The sequence below is a fragment of the Parasediminibacterium paludis genome (genome assembly GCF_042651445.1).
Lineage (GTDB): Bacteria > Bacteroidota > Bacteroidia > Chitinophagales > Chitinophagaceae > Parasediminibacterium > Parasediminibacterium paludis.
In genome coordinates, this window is the sequence record NZ_JBHSDC010000002.1 from 170,783 (window position 1) to 186,630 (window position 15,848).

At 35.1% G+C, this 15,848-nt stretch carries 20 protein-coding genes; 16 read left to right on the forward strand and 4 right to left on the reverse strand.

The window, feature by feature from the left end; translation table 11 throughout:
* The first annotated feature begins 82 nt into the window (after window positions 1–82).
* Genes ACFOW1_RS01205 through ACFOW1_RS01225 form a run of 5 tightly spaced genes read left to right on the forward strand, consistent with a single transcriptional unit; the run spans window position 83 to window position 3,838 of the window.
* On the forward strand, window positions 83–622 hold the full coding sequence (locus ACFOW1_RS01205; protein ID WP_379011672.1) for a UpxY family transcription antiterminator: 540 nt from the start codon (window positions 83–85) through the stop codon (window positions 620–622).
* A gap of 32 nt (window positions 623–654) precedes the next feature.
* Window positions 655–1,140 carry a KdsC family phosphatase gene (locus ACFOW1_RS01210; protein ID WP_379011674.1) on the forward strand — a complete coding sequence of 162 codons (486 nt, stop codon included), beginning with the start codon at window positions 655–657 and terminating at the stop codon, window positions 1,138–1,140.
* Window positions 1,141–1,190: 50 nt separating this feature from the next.
* The gene (locus tag ACFOW1_RS01215) at window positions 1,191–2,210 is read left to right on the forward strand and encodes a Gfo/Idh/MocA family protein (RefSeq protein WP_379011676.1); all 1,020 of its coding nucleotides are present in this window, start codon (window positions 1,191–1,193) and stop codon (window positions 2,208–2,210) included.
* Between the two features lie 3 nt (window positions 2,211–2,213).
* A complete protein-coding gene (locus ACFOW1_RS01220) occupies window positions 2,214–2,675 on the forward strand; it encodes an acyltransferase (protein WP_379011677.1) in 462 nt (153 codons plus the stop codon).
* Between the two features lie 23 nt (window positions 2,676–2,698).
* Window positions 2,699–3,838 carry a DegT/DnrJ/EryC1/StrS family aminotransferase gene (locus ACFOW1_RS01225; protein WP_379011679.1) on the forward strand — a complete coding sequence of 380 codons (1,140 nt, stop codon included), beginning with the start codon at window positions 2,699–2,701 and terminating at the stop codon, window positions 3,836–3,838.
* 10 nt (window positions 3,839–3,848) lie between these two features.
* Here ACFOW1_RS01225 and ACFOW1_RS01230 read toward each other — a convergent pair whose 3' ends face one another.
* Window positions 3,849–4,838, reverse strand: coding sequence for an alpha/beta fold hydrolase (locus tag ACFOW1_RS01230; RefSeq protein WP_379011680.1), 990 nt, complete (start codon window positions 4,836–4,838; stop codon window positions 3,849–3,851).
* Between the two features lie 144 nt (window positions 4,839–4,982).
* Between ACFOW1_RS01230 and ACFOW1_RS01235 the strand changes: the two genes are divergently transcribed.
* Genes ACFOW1_RS01235 through ACFOW1_RS01265 form a run of 7 tightly spaced genes read left to right on the forward strand, consistent with a single transcriptional unit; the run spans window position 4,983 to window position 9,302 of the window.
* A complete protein-coding gene (locus tag ACFOW1_RS01235) occupies window positions 4,983–5,420 on the forward strand; it encodes a YHS domain-containing (seleno)protein (protein ID WP_379011681.1) in 438 nt (145 codons plus the stop codon).
* A gap of 29 nt (window positions 5,421–5,449) precedes the next feature.
* Window positions 5,450–5,908 (forward strand): YHS domain-containing (seleno)protein, encoded by a 459-nt coding sequence (locus ACFOW1_RS01240; protein ID WP_379011682.1) that lies wholly within the window; start codon window positions 5,450–5,452, stop codon window positions 5,906–5,908.
* A 52-nt stretch (window positions 5,909–5,960) separates the two neighbouring features.
* Window positions 5,961–6,362, forward strand: a complete 402-nt coding sequence (locus ACFOW1_RS01245; protein ID WP_379011685.1) for a DoxX family protein — start codon at window positions 5,961–5,963, stop codon at window positions 6,360–6,362.
* Window positions 6,363–6,409: 47 nt separating this feature from the next.
* A complete protein-coding gene (locus ACFOW1_RS01250; protein WP_379011687.1) occupies window positions 6,410–6,901 on the forward strand; it encodes a hypothetical protein in 492 nt (163 codons plus the stop codon).
* A 23-nt stretch (window positions 6,902–6,924) separates the two neighbouring features.
* Window positions 6,925–7,647, forward strand: a complete 723-nt coding sequence (locus ACFOW1_RS01255; RefSeq protein WP_379011690.1) for an NRDE family protein — start codon at window positions 6,925–6,927, stop codon at window positions 7,645–7,647.
* A 12-nt stretch (window positions 7,648–7,659) separates the two neighbouring features.
* Complete coding sequence (locus ACFOW1_RS01260; protein ID WP_379011692.1) at window positions 7,660–8,706, forward strand: hypothetical protein; 1,047 nt, start codon at window positions 7,660–7,662, stop codon at window positions 8,704–8,706.
* Entirely contained in the window at window positions 8,703–9,302 is a 600-nt protein-coding gene (locus ACFOW1_RS01265) for a LysE family transporter (RefSeq protein ID WP_379011693.1), read from the forward strand. Before ACFOW1_RS01260 ends, ACFOW1_RS01265 begins: the two co-directional genes overlap by 4 nt.
* A 9-nt stretch (window positions 9,303–9,311) precedes the next feature.
* Here the strand turns inward: ACFOW1_RS01265 and ACFOW1_RS01270 are convergent, their stop codons facing one another.
* Window positions 9,312–9,962, reverse strand: a complete 651-nt coding sequence (locus ACFOW1_RS01270; protein WP_379011694.1) for an HD domain-containing protein — start codon at window positions 9,960–9,962, stop codon at window positions 9,312–9,314.
* Window positions 9,963–10,255: 293 nt separating this feature from the next.
* Here ACFOW1_RS01270 and ACFOW1_RS01275 point away from each other — a divergent pair, with 293 nt between their 5' ends.
* Window positions 10,256–10,546, forward strand: coding sequence for a hypothetical protein (locus tag ACFOW1_RS01275; protein WP_379011696.1), 291 nt, complete (start codon window positions 10,256–10,258; stop codon window positions 10,544–10,546).
* An 85-nt stretch (window positions 10,547–10,631) separates the two neighbouring features.
* On the opposite strand, the gene ACFOW1_RS01280 is transcribed toward ACFOW1_RS01275, so the two are convergent.
* Window positions 10,632–11,456, reverse strand: a complete 825-nt coding sequence (locus ACFOW1_RS01280; RefSeq protein WP_379011698.1) for an alpha/beta fold hydrolase — start codon at window positions 11,454–11,456, stop codon at window positions 10,632–10,634.
* 265 nt (window positions 11,457–11,721) lie between these two features.
* Between ACFOW1_RS01280 and ACFOW1_RS01285 the strand changes: the two genes are divergently transcribed.
* Complete coding sequence (locus ACFOW1_RS01285) at window positions 11,722–13,266, forward strand: magnesium chelatase (protein WP_379011701.1); 1,545 nt, start codon at window positions 11,722–11,724, stop codon at window positions 13,264–13,266.
* 108 nt (window positions 13,267–13,374) lie between these two features.
* On the opposite strand, the gene murB is transcribed toward ACFOW1_RS01285, so the two are convergent.
* On the reverse strand, window positions 13,375–14,394 hold the full coding sequence (murB, locus tag ACFOW1_RS01290) for a UDP-N-acetylmuramate dehydrogenase (protein WP_379011703.1): 1,020 nt from the start codon (window positions 14,392–14,394) through the stop codon (window positions 13,375–13,377).
* Window positions 14,395–14,675: 281 nt separating this feature from the next.
* Here murB and ACFOW1_RS01295 point away from each other — a divergent pair, with 281 nt between their 5' ends.
* Complete coding sequence (locus ACFOW1_RS01295) at window positions 14,676–15,278, forward strand: LemA family protein (RefSeq protein ID WP_379011705.1); 603 nt, start codon at window positions 14,676–14,678, stop codon at window positions 15,276–15,278.
* A gap of 9 nt (window positions 15,279–15,287) precedes the next feature.
* Complete coding sequence (locus tag ACFOW1_RS01300; protein ID WP_379011706.1) at window positions 15,288–15,749, forward strand: TPM domain-containing protein; 462 nt, start codon at window positions 15,288–15,290, stop codon at window positions 15,747–15,749.
* Window positions 15,750–15,848: the final 99 nt, after the last annotated feature.

Genomic DNA, 15,848 nt, shown 5'->3' on the forward strand with positions numbered 1-15,848 from the left:
TTAAATTGCCGAACCAATAGAATACCCCTACTCTTGGAAAGTTTGCTACCGATTATATATGATACAAAATTAAAACGGTACTATGGAAACAACAGATGCAACAATGGAATGCGTAACCCAAGAAGAAAAAAAATGGTTTGTTATTTACACAAAACCGCGTTGGGAGAAAAAGGTAAACACGGCATTATTAAAAAAAGGTATCGATGTTTGGTGCCCAATTCAAAAAGTACAAAAGCAATGGAGCGATAGAAAGAAAATAGTGCATGAGCCACTTTTCAAATCATATGTGTTTGTAAATATTAACTATATAACAGAGCGCACTAAAGTAGCAATGACAGATGGTGTATTAAATTTTGTATACTATCTAGGCAAGCCTGCCGTTGTTAAAAATGAAGAAATAGACATCATTAAACGTTACCTGGATGAAGTAGATATTACCATAAATATTGTCTCAGCCGATGGCTTTAAACAAGATACAAAAGTACGCGTAAATAATGGTGTGTTTCAAGATCAAGAAGGTACAGTGTTGCGTACTGGTAAACGCAAAGTGTATGTTCAGTTAAGAACTTTGGGTCAAGTAATGGTAGTGGAATTTCCAGCTGCAGCTTTGATAGCTGTCTAAAATAATTAATAATTGTGTAATATAAACTGTAGATGTTTAAAAATATTAAGGTTTTTTTAAGTGATGTGGATGGTGTGATGACTGATGCTGGGATGTATTACACAGAAAACGGTGACGAATTTAAAAAATTTAATACTCATGACGGTATGGGTTTCAATTTGATACAAAAAGCAGGTATCAAAATAGGTATTGTTACTACAGAAAATACTAAAATGGTTGAGCGCAGAGCCGCCAAGCTTAAGATGGATTACTTATACCAAGGCAAAGGTTTTGGTGGCAAATTAGAATCGGCTTTAGATATTTGCAAAAAAGAAGGTATTACCATTAAAGAAGTAGCCTATATTGGCGATGATGTAAATTGTATTGAACTCTTAAAAGCCGTTGGTGTAGCGGCTTGCCCAGCCAATGCGACAAAAAAAGTAAAAGCTATTGAAGGCATTATTCACCTGCAAAAGAAAGGTGGTGAAGGCGCTGTAAGAGAGTTTATTGATATGATTTTAGACGAAATAGCACCCTAAATCTGCTTATGTTGCCAAGTGTCAGATGCTTGCCTTAGTTTTATATGCCCATGACTAAAATTAACTTTGCTATTATTGGCTGTGGAAGAATTGCTGAACGTCATGCAAAGCATATGGTTCGTTTTGGCAATTTAGTGGCTGTTTGTGACAATGTGGAAGCCAAAGCGAAAGCCCTTGCAATAAACTACAATACTCATTATTATACAGATATTTCAGTTTTACTTTCTTCTGAAAATGCTGTAGATGTAGTAGCTATTTGTACACCTAATGGGTTACACGCAATGCATGCTATTCAAGTATTGCAAGCAGGTTGTCATGCCTTAGTTGAAAAACCTATGGCGATAACCGTTGCAGATTGCGAAGCCATGATTACTGCCGCAAAAATAGCTAACAAACACCTATTTGCCATTAAACAAAATCGATATAATCCTCCTGTAGTTGCTGTAAAAAAAGCAATCGATGCTCATCAGTTGGGTCGTATTTACAGCATACAACTTAGCTGCTTTTGGAACAGAAATGCTGATTATTACCAAAATTCTTGGAAAGGCACAATGCCGCTTGATGGGGGTACATTATTTACACAATTCAGCCACTTTATTGACTTGTTGTATTGGATGATTGGTGATGTAAAGCAAGTGAAAGTCATCACTAAAAATCTAGCACATAAAGGTATTATTGACTTTGAAGATACTGGCGTAATTGCATTAGAATTTGATAATGGGGCAATTGGAACCGTTAATTATACGGTTAATAGTTATCAAAAAAACATGGAAGGCTCGTTGACCATTTTTGCAGAAAAAGGAACAGTGAAGATTGGTGGCCAATACTTGAACGAGCTTGAGTATCAAAATATCCAAGATTTTTCAATAGAGAATTTGCCAAAAGGCAATACAGCTAACAATTACGGCACTTACGAAGGCAGTATGAGTAACCATGATAAAGTGTACGAAAATGTGGTTGATGTATTGCAAAATGGAGCGCCTATGTACACGACAGCATTTGAAGCGATGAAAACTGTTGAGATTATTGATAAAATTTACAAAGCAGCTACATTTACCAATAAAGCTTAGTGTATGCCTTTGAAAGAATTAACCATCGCCATTAAGGATGTAGAGTTTGGCGAAAATGTAACAATTGTTCAACCTGTTAATTTATACGGCTGTAATATTGGTAATCATTGTTTTATTGGACCATTTGTAGAAATTCAAAAGCAAGTCAAAGTAGGCGATTATTGTAAAATTCAATCGCACAGTTTTATTTGTGAGCTAGTAACTATTGGCAAACATTGTTTTATTGGTCATGGTGTCATGTTTATTAATGACCTTTTTGCAAATGGTAGTCCTGCGAGTGGCGACAAGTCATTATGGAAAACCACAACCATTGGTAACCATGTATCCATTGGGAGTAATGCGACCATTTTACCCATATCTATTTGTGATAATGTGGTAATAGGCGCAGGTGCTGTGGTAACAAAAAATATCACAAAGCCTGGTATTTATGCTGGTAATCCTGCCAAGTTTTTAAAAGAAGTATAAATACTTCGCTTTATGCAGCGTGTATGTATAAAATATTATCGCCAACTATTAACGATATGCATATTCCTTTTGTAGATTTAAAAGCGCAATACCAGTCTATTCAACATGATATTGATGCAGCCATTGCATCTGTAATTTCAGAAACTGCATTTATAGGCGGAAAATATGTACAGCAATTTGAAGCGGCTTTTGCTGCATTGCATGGGGTAACACATTGTATTAGCTGTGCAAATGGTACTGATGCCCTATACATTATTATGAAAATGCTTGGTATTGGCAATGGGGATGAAGTAATTACCGCATCAAATAGCTGGATAAGCAGTAGTGAAACCATTTCCCAAACTGGCGCAACACCTGTTTTTATTGATTGCGATGCTGATTATTATGCTATCGATGAGACATTAATAGAGGCGAAAATCACAACAAAAACAAAAGCTATTTTACCAGTGCACTTACATGGGCAGATGTGCAATATGTTAGCCATAAAAAACTTAGCAACTAAGCACCATTTATTTATTATTGAAGATTGTGCGCAAGCGCATTTATCAGCTTTTAATGGACAGCTTGCGGGTACTTTTGGTCATGCTGCTGCATTTAGTTTTTATCCGGGCAAAAATTTAGGTGCTTATGGTGATGCGGGCTGTATACTTACAAATGATGCTGTTCTTGCTGAAAAATGTAGGATGTATGCTAGGCATGGTGCATTAGTAAAACACAACCATCAAATGGAAGGCATTAATTCAAGAATGGATGGCCTACAGGCGGCAATATTACTGGCTAAATTGCCTTATTTACACCTATGGACAGAGCAACGAATTGCCCATGCCACTTATTACACAAAAGTACTTACAGGTATCAAGCAAATTATATTACCTGCAATAAGAGAATTTACCAAACACACGTTTCATTTATATGTAATTCGATGTGAGCAAAGAGATGCTTTGGTGAATTATTTAAAAGAAAATGGTATTGCAACTGCTATTCACTATCCAACTCCCTTACCCTTATTGCCTGCTTACGATTATTTAAAGTACCAAGAAGAAGAAATACCCATTTGTAGTGCCTTCCAGCATCAAATTTTGTCCTTGCCTATTTACCCAGAATTAACGACAGAGCAAATTGATTATATAGCAAATACGATCAAAGCCTTTTACCAAGTATAGTATGTGATTACTACTTAATATCCAACAACACTTTTTTTACATCTTTGTACCAAGGTGCCCAAGGAATAAAATGTGGTGCGTTATGTAAAATGATGGTTTTTACAAATTTTGCATATACTAATTTTTTGTTGGCATATGTAACATTACCTACAGGTACAAAACTGTCTTTGTCACCATGAATAATCCATACGGGGCAAGTAATACTGGCAAATTGATTGGTAAGAGGAATAAGATCAGTTTTTAAATACCACAATTCTTCGTTGCTTGGTTTAAATGCACCAGGTAATATGATTTGCAGTGAAGAATGTAATAAAAATCCCCGCCAAGGTTCTTTTGGTTCTTGTGCAGGATCGAGCGCTGCCGCAAGTAGTACCATGCCAGCAAAAGTATTGGGATTATCAGCTACCAATTTTACTGCCATAGGTCCACCGAGTGAGTGACCTACGATATACACTGCTCGCCCATTATTTATTTGCTGTAATAGCGGGCTAATGATATCAGATTGTTGTTGAAGATTTTTAGCATTGCCAAATTCGCTATACCCAAAGCCAGGTCTATCGATTGATACCATTCTAAACTTTTTAAGAAGATCGGTATCTTGTAGATAAGTTTTAAAAGCATCCCAACTTCCTGGAGAACCATGGACAAAAAATAAGGTCGGTAGCGTGTCATTACCTGTTTGTGCATAATGTAGCTGGAAACCTTTACTGGTAATTGTATGCAATTGTAATGGAATATTTGCGGCTTTAAACTCGGCTTGAGCTTTACTATCGCTAATACGCATTTTCATACAGCTTTGAGCAAATATTACCCAAGCAAAAATTATTATTGAAATTCTTAATACAGACTTTTTAAATAGCGGCATTAATTGTTTTTTTAAGTGAATGTATAATTTTACAAACAGGCCTAAAGTGAATCTAGTTCTACTAGTAATAAAATTTTTTGTGTCTCTAATAGCATTGTAAGTACTTTTTAAGGGTAAAAAGTAATAAATAGCCATAACATTAATTTTAAAGGACGTTATTAAGCAACAATCCTTACAAAAATCCTAAATTAAAAGGGGATTTGTATTAATAAAATAAAAATATAAAACATTGTAAGGATTATTGGCCCAAATCGTACTTAGTAGCAAATTAATAAAATAATGAAACAGATTTTAGCGATACTAGTTTTTATGATAGCATCCATTAGTATTACCAAAGCACAACAGACAAAGTTTTACAACTCAGATGGTATAGCGATCAAGGGCTATGACGTTGTTGCCTACTTTACTCAGCATAAAGCTATTGTTGGGAGCGATGCATTTACAACAGAATGGAGCGGTAGTAAGTGGCAATTTGCAAGCAAAGCTAATTTAGATAGTTTTAAACTTGCACCTTCAAGATATGCTCCTCAATATGGTGGTTTTTGCGCTTATGGTTGCAGCGATAATCACCTTGCCCCAACTGACCCAAATGCTTGGACCATTGTGAATAATAAATTATACCTTAACTACAATTTAAAAGTTAAAGATTATTGGATAAAAGACACGTCCATCCTTATAAAAAAGGCCGATAGCCTTTGGCCTTTACTCAATAAATAATCTTATCAAACAAAATAAACCATTACAAAATGAAATCAATTGTTATAGCTATAATAGCTACCGTATTTGCTCTACATGTGCAATCGCAAACCGACACAAGGATCAAACAATTTAACCTAGAAAAAGGAGTGGCCATCCAAGGCTACGACCCGGTTGCCTATTTTACACAAAACAAAGCTGTAAAAGGCAATAAGCAATTTACTGAAACAGTAGAAGGTGTTACCTACCATTTTTCTAGTGCAGCCAATAAAGAGCTATTTGTAAAAGATCCTAAGAAGTATGAGCCGCAATATGGAGGTTGGTGTGCTTATGCTATGGGGGCAACTAATGAAAAAGTAGAAATAGACCCAGAAACTTTTAAAATAGTTGGTGGTAAATTGTATTTGTTTTATCACAGTTGGGTAAATAATACGCTTACCAAATGGAATAAAGACGAAGCCACATTAAAGCCAAAAGCTGATGCTAACTGGACAGCTAAATTTAAATAAACAAACCCCTTTTAGACTTCTTATTTTTATCATTTCAACCACAATTATTACCATGAATAAAGTCACAACAATTATTTCTTGGCTATTGCGCATTACAGCCGCAATTATTTTACTGCAAACCTTATATTTTAAATTTACTGGTCATCCAGAATCTGTTGAACTATTTACTAAATTAGGTGTGGAACCATGGGGGCGTATTGGTACTGGTGTTATAGAATTATTTACTGGTATTTTATTGTTGATTCCTGCAACTGCGTTTATTGGTGCTTTTTTAGGTATCGGTTTAATGAGTGGAGCGATATTATCGCATCTAACAGTAATTGGTATTGTATCTAAAGGCGATGGTGGACAATTATTTATGCTTGCAATTGTTGTACTGGTATGCTGTTTAGTTATAGCGGTTTTGCATAGACAACAAGGCTTAAAGCTCTATCATCAATTTTTTAAAAGGTAATACTTCATAAACAGTTTTTCTAGTTTAAATCACATTGTTACTAGCTTATGATTTTTATTCAATTAACACAACAATTGCAAGCACTTATTAAGTTGCTGCAATCATTAGAGCACGAGCAATACACGCACAAAATTGACCATTTAGGTAAGGCAAGTATTGGTGGCCACACAAGGCATATCATAGAATTATTGCAATGTGCTATAGACGGCTACCAAATAGGTAGGGTAGATTATGTAAATAGAAAAAGGAATCTTGCTTTAGAAAACGATAAACAATTTGCCTTAGAAACATTGCTAGCAATACAAGAAGTTATGGTATTGCCAGATAAATTACTAACAATGGTGGTTGATGAAATTGGAGATGCCGCGATACCTAGCATAAGTACTACCTATTTTAGGGAAATAGTGTACAATACCGAACATGCTATTCATCATTTAGCATTAATAAAAGTAGCTTTAATAGAAATGCAGTTACATGTAGTGGACGATAATTTTGGTATGGCGTATTCCACAATTGCTTATAAAGCTACATTAAAATAGTGCCTTAAAAGAGAGATAATAATATGTGTACAGTTGCCTTTTTGCCTAATAAAAACAAATATTATTTTGCTTCTTTGCGTGATGAGAACCCACTGCGTAAGTCAGCGTTACCTCCAGCTATTTACAATACGGATGGTATAGATATTATGGCACCTTTCGATGGACTTGCTGGCGGTACTTGGGTTGGTACTAATCATTTTGGTAATATAATCGTATTATTAAATGGTGGTTTTGAGAATCATTTTAGAGCCAAAGTTTATCGATTAAGTAGGGGTTTAATAGTGAAGGCACTATTACTTGAAGAAGCACCTGTAAATGCGTGGCACCAGATAGATTTACTTGGGGTTGAGCCTTTCACGTTGGTAGTATGGCAGAAGCAGCAATTGTTTGAATTGGTTTGGGATGGTGTGCAAAAATATTGTCAACAGTTAGCCATTACTACACCACATATTTGGTCATCATCTACTTTATATAATACGGCGGCTAAGCAACAACGTAAAGCTGCGTTTCAACAATGGTGGGCTACACAACCAAACCTTTCCAAACATTCTATTTTAGATTTTTTTAGGTCGTTAAAGGATGAACAGGATGGTTTTATTATTAATCGTGCGCCTACAATGAAAACTCTTAGCTATACTTTGTTGGTGCAAGATAATAATGCTACTACTTGCTATTACCATGATTTTTCAAACTCAAATAATAGCACTCAACAATTACTCATCAAGCAATTATCTGTGGCTTTTTAATCATTATAATGCATGCTATTTAGGCTAAAAATATTTTTCATTAAATTGGGTAGTTGGGAATATTGGCCTATGTGGGTAGTGTATTTCCCGCTAGCTTTTTATTATGTTTATCTTGCTATAAAAGCACGATCTCTTTTCTTCTTTTCCGCCTCAAATCCAAGTATTGAAACAGGTGGTATGTTTTTTGAAAGTAAGTGGAGCATTTTTAAATTAATGCCCTGTCATTATTATCCCTCCACTATTTTGGTTGAGCCGCAAGATGATTATACCATTATTGAGGCCAAATTAATTGCTGCTAAAATTCATTTTCCAATAATTGCGAAACCTGATAGAGGCGAGCGGGGCTGGCGTGTAAAGAAGCTAAACCATTTACAAGCACTAATAGATTATAAAACGCAAACACCAGTTCCTTTTTTAATTCAATCTTATGTTGATTATCCAGTAGAATTGAGTATATTTTACTATCGTCATCCTAAGAGCGTAAAGGGCAAGGTTACATCTGTTACTTACAAAAAATTATTATCGGTAGTAGGTGATGGTGTTACTAGTATCGATGGATTAATTCGTAAAAATAACCGTGCATTCCTGCAATATTTAAGACTAAAAAAAGAGTCTTTGATTAACCTCAATGAAATATTGCCATTTGGGGAAGAACGAATATTGGTGCCTTATGGCAATCATGTGCTTGGTACCATGTTTATTAACTTTAACCATATTATTGACGATGCATTAACTACTTCTATCGATACAATTAGTAAAAATATTGAAGGATTTTATTTTGGCAGATTCGATTTGCGTTGTGCAAGTATTGATGATTTGAAGGAAGGAAAAAATTTTGCAATTTTAGAATTGAATGGTGCAGGTGCTGAGCCTGCGCATATTTATCATCCTGGTTTTTCTTTTATTGAGGCACAAAAAGTACTGATGCAGCATTTTAAAATGTTGTTTGATGCTGCCAAAGCGAATCAACAAAAAGGCGTGCCGTATATGTCTTATCAATCTTATAAGCAAACCAAGCAGCTAGAAAAAGCTTTTAAATTACAAGTACAACAAGCATGAGTAGCATCGGTATTTTAGTAGGTTTTTATGGGTATTTATTTCCCGGTAATATCAACTTGATGGTAGTACATTTATACACAAGCAAACAGTACAAACTCTTATGGTTAATGCTTGCTTCTATTGCTTTTTTTGAAAGCTTGTATTGTGCTGCTGTATTGTATAGTTTGCAGGCGTTACAAAAACAAACTGGATGGTATCATGTTGTAGAGGTAATTTCTTATACGATGGTCTTGTTCATGGGTTTTTGGATGGTGTTGGAAAAAAAAGCAAGTACCAAAACTACAAGTAATAATACAGTTTATAGAGGCTTATTAAGTAGTATTATTCATCCTCAACAGATTCCATTTTGGATGGTAGCTGGCGTATTGCTTAATGGTGTATTAAAGTTTAGTGATGGTTGGAAAATCTTATTACCCTTTGTTGGTTTTAATGCGCTTGGAACAATTTTAGTAATGTTTAGCTACATGATTCTAGGAGGTAAACTGATTCATTATTTTAAGCTCAATTTGGCTCAAATTAATAAAGTAATGGGCAGCTTTTACATATTACTTGCCCTATATCATCTTATTTTAATAATTCTAAATCTCCAATCATAAATCCCCAAACTATTGTCCTTCCCATTCTTTATAAAATTGTGTTAGATATTGTTCCATAAATTGGTGACGTTCTTGAGCTAGCTGTTTACCTGTTTTGGTATTCATTCTATCTTTTAGTAACAATAGTTTTTCGTAGAAATGATTAATAGTAGGGTCGTTATTATGCTTGTAGGCTTCCTTAGTTTTATTTAAATTTGGGGGCAAATTTGGGTCATACAAAGGTCTGTTTTTGAAACCTCCATAATTAAAAGCCCTGGCAATACCAATAGCCCCAATGGCATCTAATCTGTCTGCATCTTGTACAATGTCTAATTCAATCGATCTGAATTTTTGTAATTCTTTACCACCTTTAAACGAAATATTGGCTACTATTTGTACCACATGGTCAATAGTATTTGGTGCTAATGGCAGAGTTTCTAAAAATGCTTGGGCTTTTGCAGGGCCAATGTTTTCATCCCCATTATTAAATTTTGAGTCTGCGATATCATGCAACAAAGCACCTAGTTCTACGATTAGTAAATCAGCATTCTCACCTTTTGCTATTTGCTTAGCCACTTGCCAAACTCTATAAATATGCCACCAATCATGACCACCTTCTGCATCCGCCAAAGTCTTTTTCACATAGTTAACGGTTGTGGTTATTATGTGTTGATGTGTCATATTCAATAATTTAAAGTTGAAAATTAAGAGTTAGCCTTCAATAACATGGTGTATTGCAAAAAAGCAAGCTAATACATTTTTTAAAATATATGTATTCCTATTGGCATTGATTTATGGTCTACCAAATACTACTTGGTTGTAAAACTATATAGCCTTGCTTTAAGTAAGGCTATACGAGGCTATAATGATATGTATTGGATACGTTTATAACGAAAGATTAACGAAGGATGAATATAGCTGAGATATATTAACCACAGGTACTTAGTATATTAGCATTTCTTAAACTATTGATAATGGCAATTGCAAAAGATATTATTGGTAAAAGTCTTCAAGGTACATTGGGAAAGCAATTGGTATTTAAACAATATGGTGATAAAACCGTAGTAACGGCTTACCCAGATATGAGCCATATTGTACCAAGCGATTTGCAAAAGGAAAGTCGCAATAAGTTTAAAGAGGCGGTTGCTTTTGCCAAGCAAGTCGTAAGAGATGTAAACTTAAAAGCGGTTTATGGCGCTAAGGCAAAACCTAAACAAACGGTATATCACTGTGCTTTACAAGCTTATTTAAAAGGGGAAATTTAGGGTTCTCGCTATCCCTAGAATATGGTGAATGGGCAAATAATTTGTGTTAAAGTAATAAGAAGTTTGCCCATGATAACATCATTTACTAGCTAAGGCTTGCTGTACCATATTTAATAACACTTCCAATAAAGGAAATGCATTGCTCATTGAAAAAATCAGGGTTATCAATATTTACAACATGCCCACAATTGGCTGCAATCATCAAACAGCTATTACTAGGGTTTTGCAGCACTAGCTTTTGTATAGAAGGTAGAAACATGGCATCTTCACTGCCCATTAAATAAAGCATGGGAATAGCATTTTTTGCGGTGCGTAGTTTTCTTAACAGTGGGTTTACTTGAACAGATAAACGAAACCATCTGATAAATTCTTGCTGTGAAAGTTTTTTAGCTTCTCGGATAAATAATTGCCTGGATGTTTTATGATTCTTTCTAGGCATAATGATAAAAGCAAAAAATCGATATAGCCACATATAAGGAATAAGTGATTTTGAAAGCATCCCAAAGCGCATCAATATCTGAGAGCGTACATTTAATCGCATAATAGCCCCTGCCATGGTTAAACTATATACACGACTTGGATGCATATCGGCCAATTGCCTGATGATAATGGTGCCTAAAGAAATACCTACAAAATGTGAGGTTGGAATATTTAAATAATTGATAACATTAATAATATCTTCAACTACTTCGTTAAATGACAGTGTATCGGTAGTGGGTTGCTGTTTTGAGTTACCATGACCTCTTAAATCGATTAATAATATATTATAATGTTCATGAAAGGCTTTAATTTGTTTATACCAAATAATAGAACTGCCGCCTGCACCATGAATAAAAGTAACCCATTGGGTGGTTTTTGGCTTTTTGTAAATATTATAACTTAGTAAGCAAGGGTTAGAATTTTGATGCATAGCAGTTGGTAAAGATATTGAACTAAGAAAGTAGTTTTTGTTTGTTATTATGATTTTATTTTAGGAATGTGTAGTTCAATCATTTTTTCCTCTTTTAGCAACTTACAACTTTGGTGGCTGTGCGTTTATCTTTTACATTGCCCCGCAAACAACTAATGCAATTATTTTTTGTTAGTATGTTTTAACGTTCATCTTACATAAAGAAAATAAACAAATATTGCTTTTACACAGCAATAACGAACATCTATTTCAACATTAGCAAGCAATGAATATAAAAAACATCACCACCTTAGGCAAATTAAAGGCAAGTGGTTACAAATCACTAAGTATTAAAGAAGAAGTTCGTAAAAATTTAATTGAGAAAATAAAACATAAAGAAAATGCATTCACTGGTATTCTAGGCTATGAAGACACCGTAATCCCTGATACAGAAAGGGCATTATTGAGCCGCCATAATATTTTGTTTTTGGGCTTGCGTGGGCAAGCAAAAACACGTATGGCAAGGCAAATGGTAGACCTGCTAGACGAACACATACCTGTAGTTGCTGGTAGCGAAATAAACGATGACCCGTTGAAGCCAATGAGCAAATATGCCAAGGATTTGATAGCTGAAAAAGGTGATGATACACCGATAGAATGGATTCACCGCAGTGAACGCTATGGCGAAAAATTGGCTACGCCTGATGTAAGTGTGGCTGATTTAATTGGTGATATTGACCCAATAAAAGCTGCCAACTTGAGACTAAATTTTGCAGATGAACGAGTGATTCATTACGGTATTATTCCACGAAGTAACCGTTGCATTTTTGTAATTAACGAATTGCCCGATTTGCAAGCAAGAATACAAGTTGCCTTATTTAATATTCTACAAGAAGGCGATATTCAGATACGCGGCTTTAAGTTGCGCATGCCTTTGGATATTTTGTTTGTATTTACTGCCAATCCAGAAGATTATACCAATCGTGGTAGTATTGTAACGCCACTTAAAGACAGAATTGAAAGTCAGATTTTAACCCATTATCCTAAAACTTTAGAAACATCTTTAGCTATTACCGAACAAGAAGCCAACCTGCTAGATGCCCAAAAAGACTTAGTAGATGTGAGCGACTTGGTAAAGCGTTTGATAGAACAAATAGCCTTTGAAGCGAGAACCAACGAATATGTAGATAAGAAAAGTGGTGTAAGTGCAAGGTTGACCATTGCTGCATTTGAGAATGCGGTGAGTAGTGCAGAACGACGTGCCATTATTCATGCCGAAAAGCATACGCAAGTGTGGATTAGTGATTTAATGGGCATTATACCAAGTATTACGGGTAAGATAGAATTGGTGTATGAAGGTGAGCAAGAAGGACCTTACCAAGTATCTGTAAATCTCTTAGAAAAGGCCATCAGAACGCAGTTTGTACAATATTTTCCTAACCCTGAACAAGCCAAGAAAAAGCGTTCAACTGGCAAGCGCTCGGTAGAAGAAAAAGAACCTGAAAATCCATATAAGCAAATAACACGCTGGTTTGATGCAGGTAATCATTTAGACTTATTTTTAGACATGACTGATGCTGATAAAATTGCAGCTTTGTACAAAGTAGATGGACTGTATGGTTTTGTAAAAAAACATTTCCATGCAGCTAACGATAAAGAAAATGCACTGCTGATGGAATTTGTTCTGCATGGTTTGGCGTCTTACTCATTAATTAGTAAAAAGACAATTGACGGTAAAATTGAATTCAAAGATTTAATGGGTAGTATGATAAATCTTGGTAATATCAACTTTAGCGATGATGATGATTTTAATGAGGAAGATTTTAAATAGTTTGTTTATACTTACCAAGTTTTAGAAACTTGGTAAGTATAAACAAAGCCCACATAGTATGCTGCTGTATGGGCTTTTTTACAAACTATTTTTTGGGGTTGAGTATGTTTACATAATATTCACTTCTCTCTCTAGTGTAATACCAAATTTGGCTTCTACTGATTGGATGATTTCTGTAGATAAATCAAATATTTCTTTGCCAGTAGCGTTGCCATAATTTACTAACACCAAAGCCTGTAGAGGATTACAACCTGCATCGCCCTTGCGAAAGCCTTTCCAGCCACATTGCTCTATTAACCAACCTGCTGCGATTTTAAAGTAGGTATCATCTACGGGATAAGCTGGAATTTTTTCATAATCTTCTTTCATTACATGTAGCCTAAACTTAGAAATTTGTGGGTTTTTAAAAAAGCTGCCTGCGTTACCTATTTTTTTAGGGTCTGGCAATTTGCTACTTCGAATATTGATGATAGCTTGTGAAATTGTTTGTATAGACAATTCTTTCACCCCCATTTGTTCCAATTCAGCATTAATGGCGCCATAGCTTGTATTGAAAACTGGTTGCTTATGCAGTTTATAGGTGACGCTTAAAATGACAAACTGCCCTTTGTATTGTCGCTTAAAAACACTTTCTCGATAGCCAAATTGGCAATCGTTTAAAGAAAATATTACAATTTTTCGATCTTGTATATGATAAGCCTCCAAACTGTGGAAGATGTCTTTAATTTCTACACCATAAGCGCCAATATTTTGCATGGGGCTTGCGCCTACATTACCGGGTATTAGGCTTAGGTTTTCGATGCCTGCATAATTATTAGCAATGCAGTGCTGCACAAATTGTTGCCATACCTCGCCTGCAGCGGCTTTTACGTAATAATAATCTGCGTCTTCATTTATTAAACTAATGCCTTTGAGTTCGTTTTTTAATACAAGACCATCGAAGTTTTGCGTAAATAAAATATTGCTGCCGCCACCGAGTATCAATTTATGATTTGAGATTTGAGATGTATGATGACTTAATAATTCAGACAATTCATCAATGTTGGAAAAGCTAGCAAAATATTTTGCTAATACATTGATGCCAAAGGTGTTGTATGGCTTTAACGAGACGTTTTGTTGTAGTTGCATAGCTGCAAAATAAACATTTTAGCGGCTGTAACATTTTGAGATATATGAGATTAGAAAATATGGTATCTGTTTAAGAAACTTTGTATCGATCTGTTCTTATGGTTCAATATTCGATTCGGTAAAAGCTCAGAAGAGAACTCAACGTGCAAGAGTGCGACGCAAGAAAAGTTTCATAGCAGTACTTATGTTTGTATCATGAAAAATATTTTACTGACAGAACGACTTGAAAATTTATCGGTATTTGGTTTGCTATATCTTTAACACGAAAATTTTAAAACATCATGAAAACATCGAACTTGGTTTTAATTAGTATTTTAGGTTTTATACTGCTTTTGGGTGGCTGCGTAGGTTGTGGATCTATTAATTTTCAAAAAAGTGCTACAGCCTTACAAGAAAATGTAAACGAAAAATGGGGCAAGGTACAAAGTGCTTATCAACGTAGAAGTGATTTGATACCAAACCTTGTAAACACTGTAAAAGGCGAGGCAAACTTTGAGCAAACAACCCTTACCAATGTGGTAGAAGCAAGAGCAAAAGCAACACAAATGCAAGTAAATGCAAGTGATTTAACCCCTGAGAAATTGCAACAGTTTCAACAGGCACAAGGACAAATTTCACAAGCTTTGGGCAAGTTGTTAAGTATCACAGAAAACTATCCAAACCTTAAAGCAAACGAAGCGTTTAGAGGTTTGCAAGCACAGTTAGAAGGCACTGAAAACCGAATTAATATTGCTAGAAACGATTACAACGAAACTGTAAAAGATTACAATTCGAAAATTAAATCGTTCCCCAACAATATTTATAGTGGCTGGTTTGGCTTTAAAGACAAATCTTATTTCCAAGCAGAAGCTGGTAGCGAAAAAGCACCTGAAGTGAAATTTTAAAATCTCATCATGTTTCAATTCTTTAAGCGTAAGGCGGCAGATTTATTTACTATTGAGCAGAAAGAACGCATTGTAAACGCTGTAAAAACAGCCGAGCTACAAACAAGTGGCGAGGTGCGGATTTTTATAGAAAGTAAATGCCGTTTTGTAAACCCAATAGACCGTGCCAAAGAAATATTTGATGAACTAAATATGTACAACACCGCAGAACGAAATGCGGTGTTGGTTTATATAGCGATGTCTCATCGTCAATTAGCTATATATGGCGATGTTGGTATTTATCAAAAAACGGGGGCTACTTTCTGGAACGAACAGGTAAAAACTATGATTAGCCACTTTAATAGTAGCGATTATGTGGAAGGTATTTGCGAAGTGGTGCTTTCAATAGGTGATGCTTTAGCCACACATTTTCCTTACGATAAGGTAAACGATGTTAACGAATTGCCTGACGATATTGTATTTGGTATTTAATAGGAACGCTGGTGACGCAGATAAAGTTGATTTCTGCTGATTTTTTTGTGTAATTCGTGAAATTGTTCATAATTAGAGTCATGTATTTTTAATTCGTAT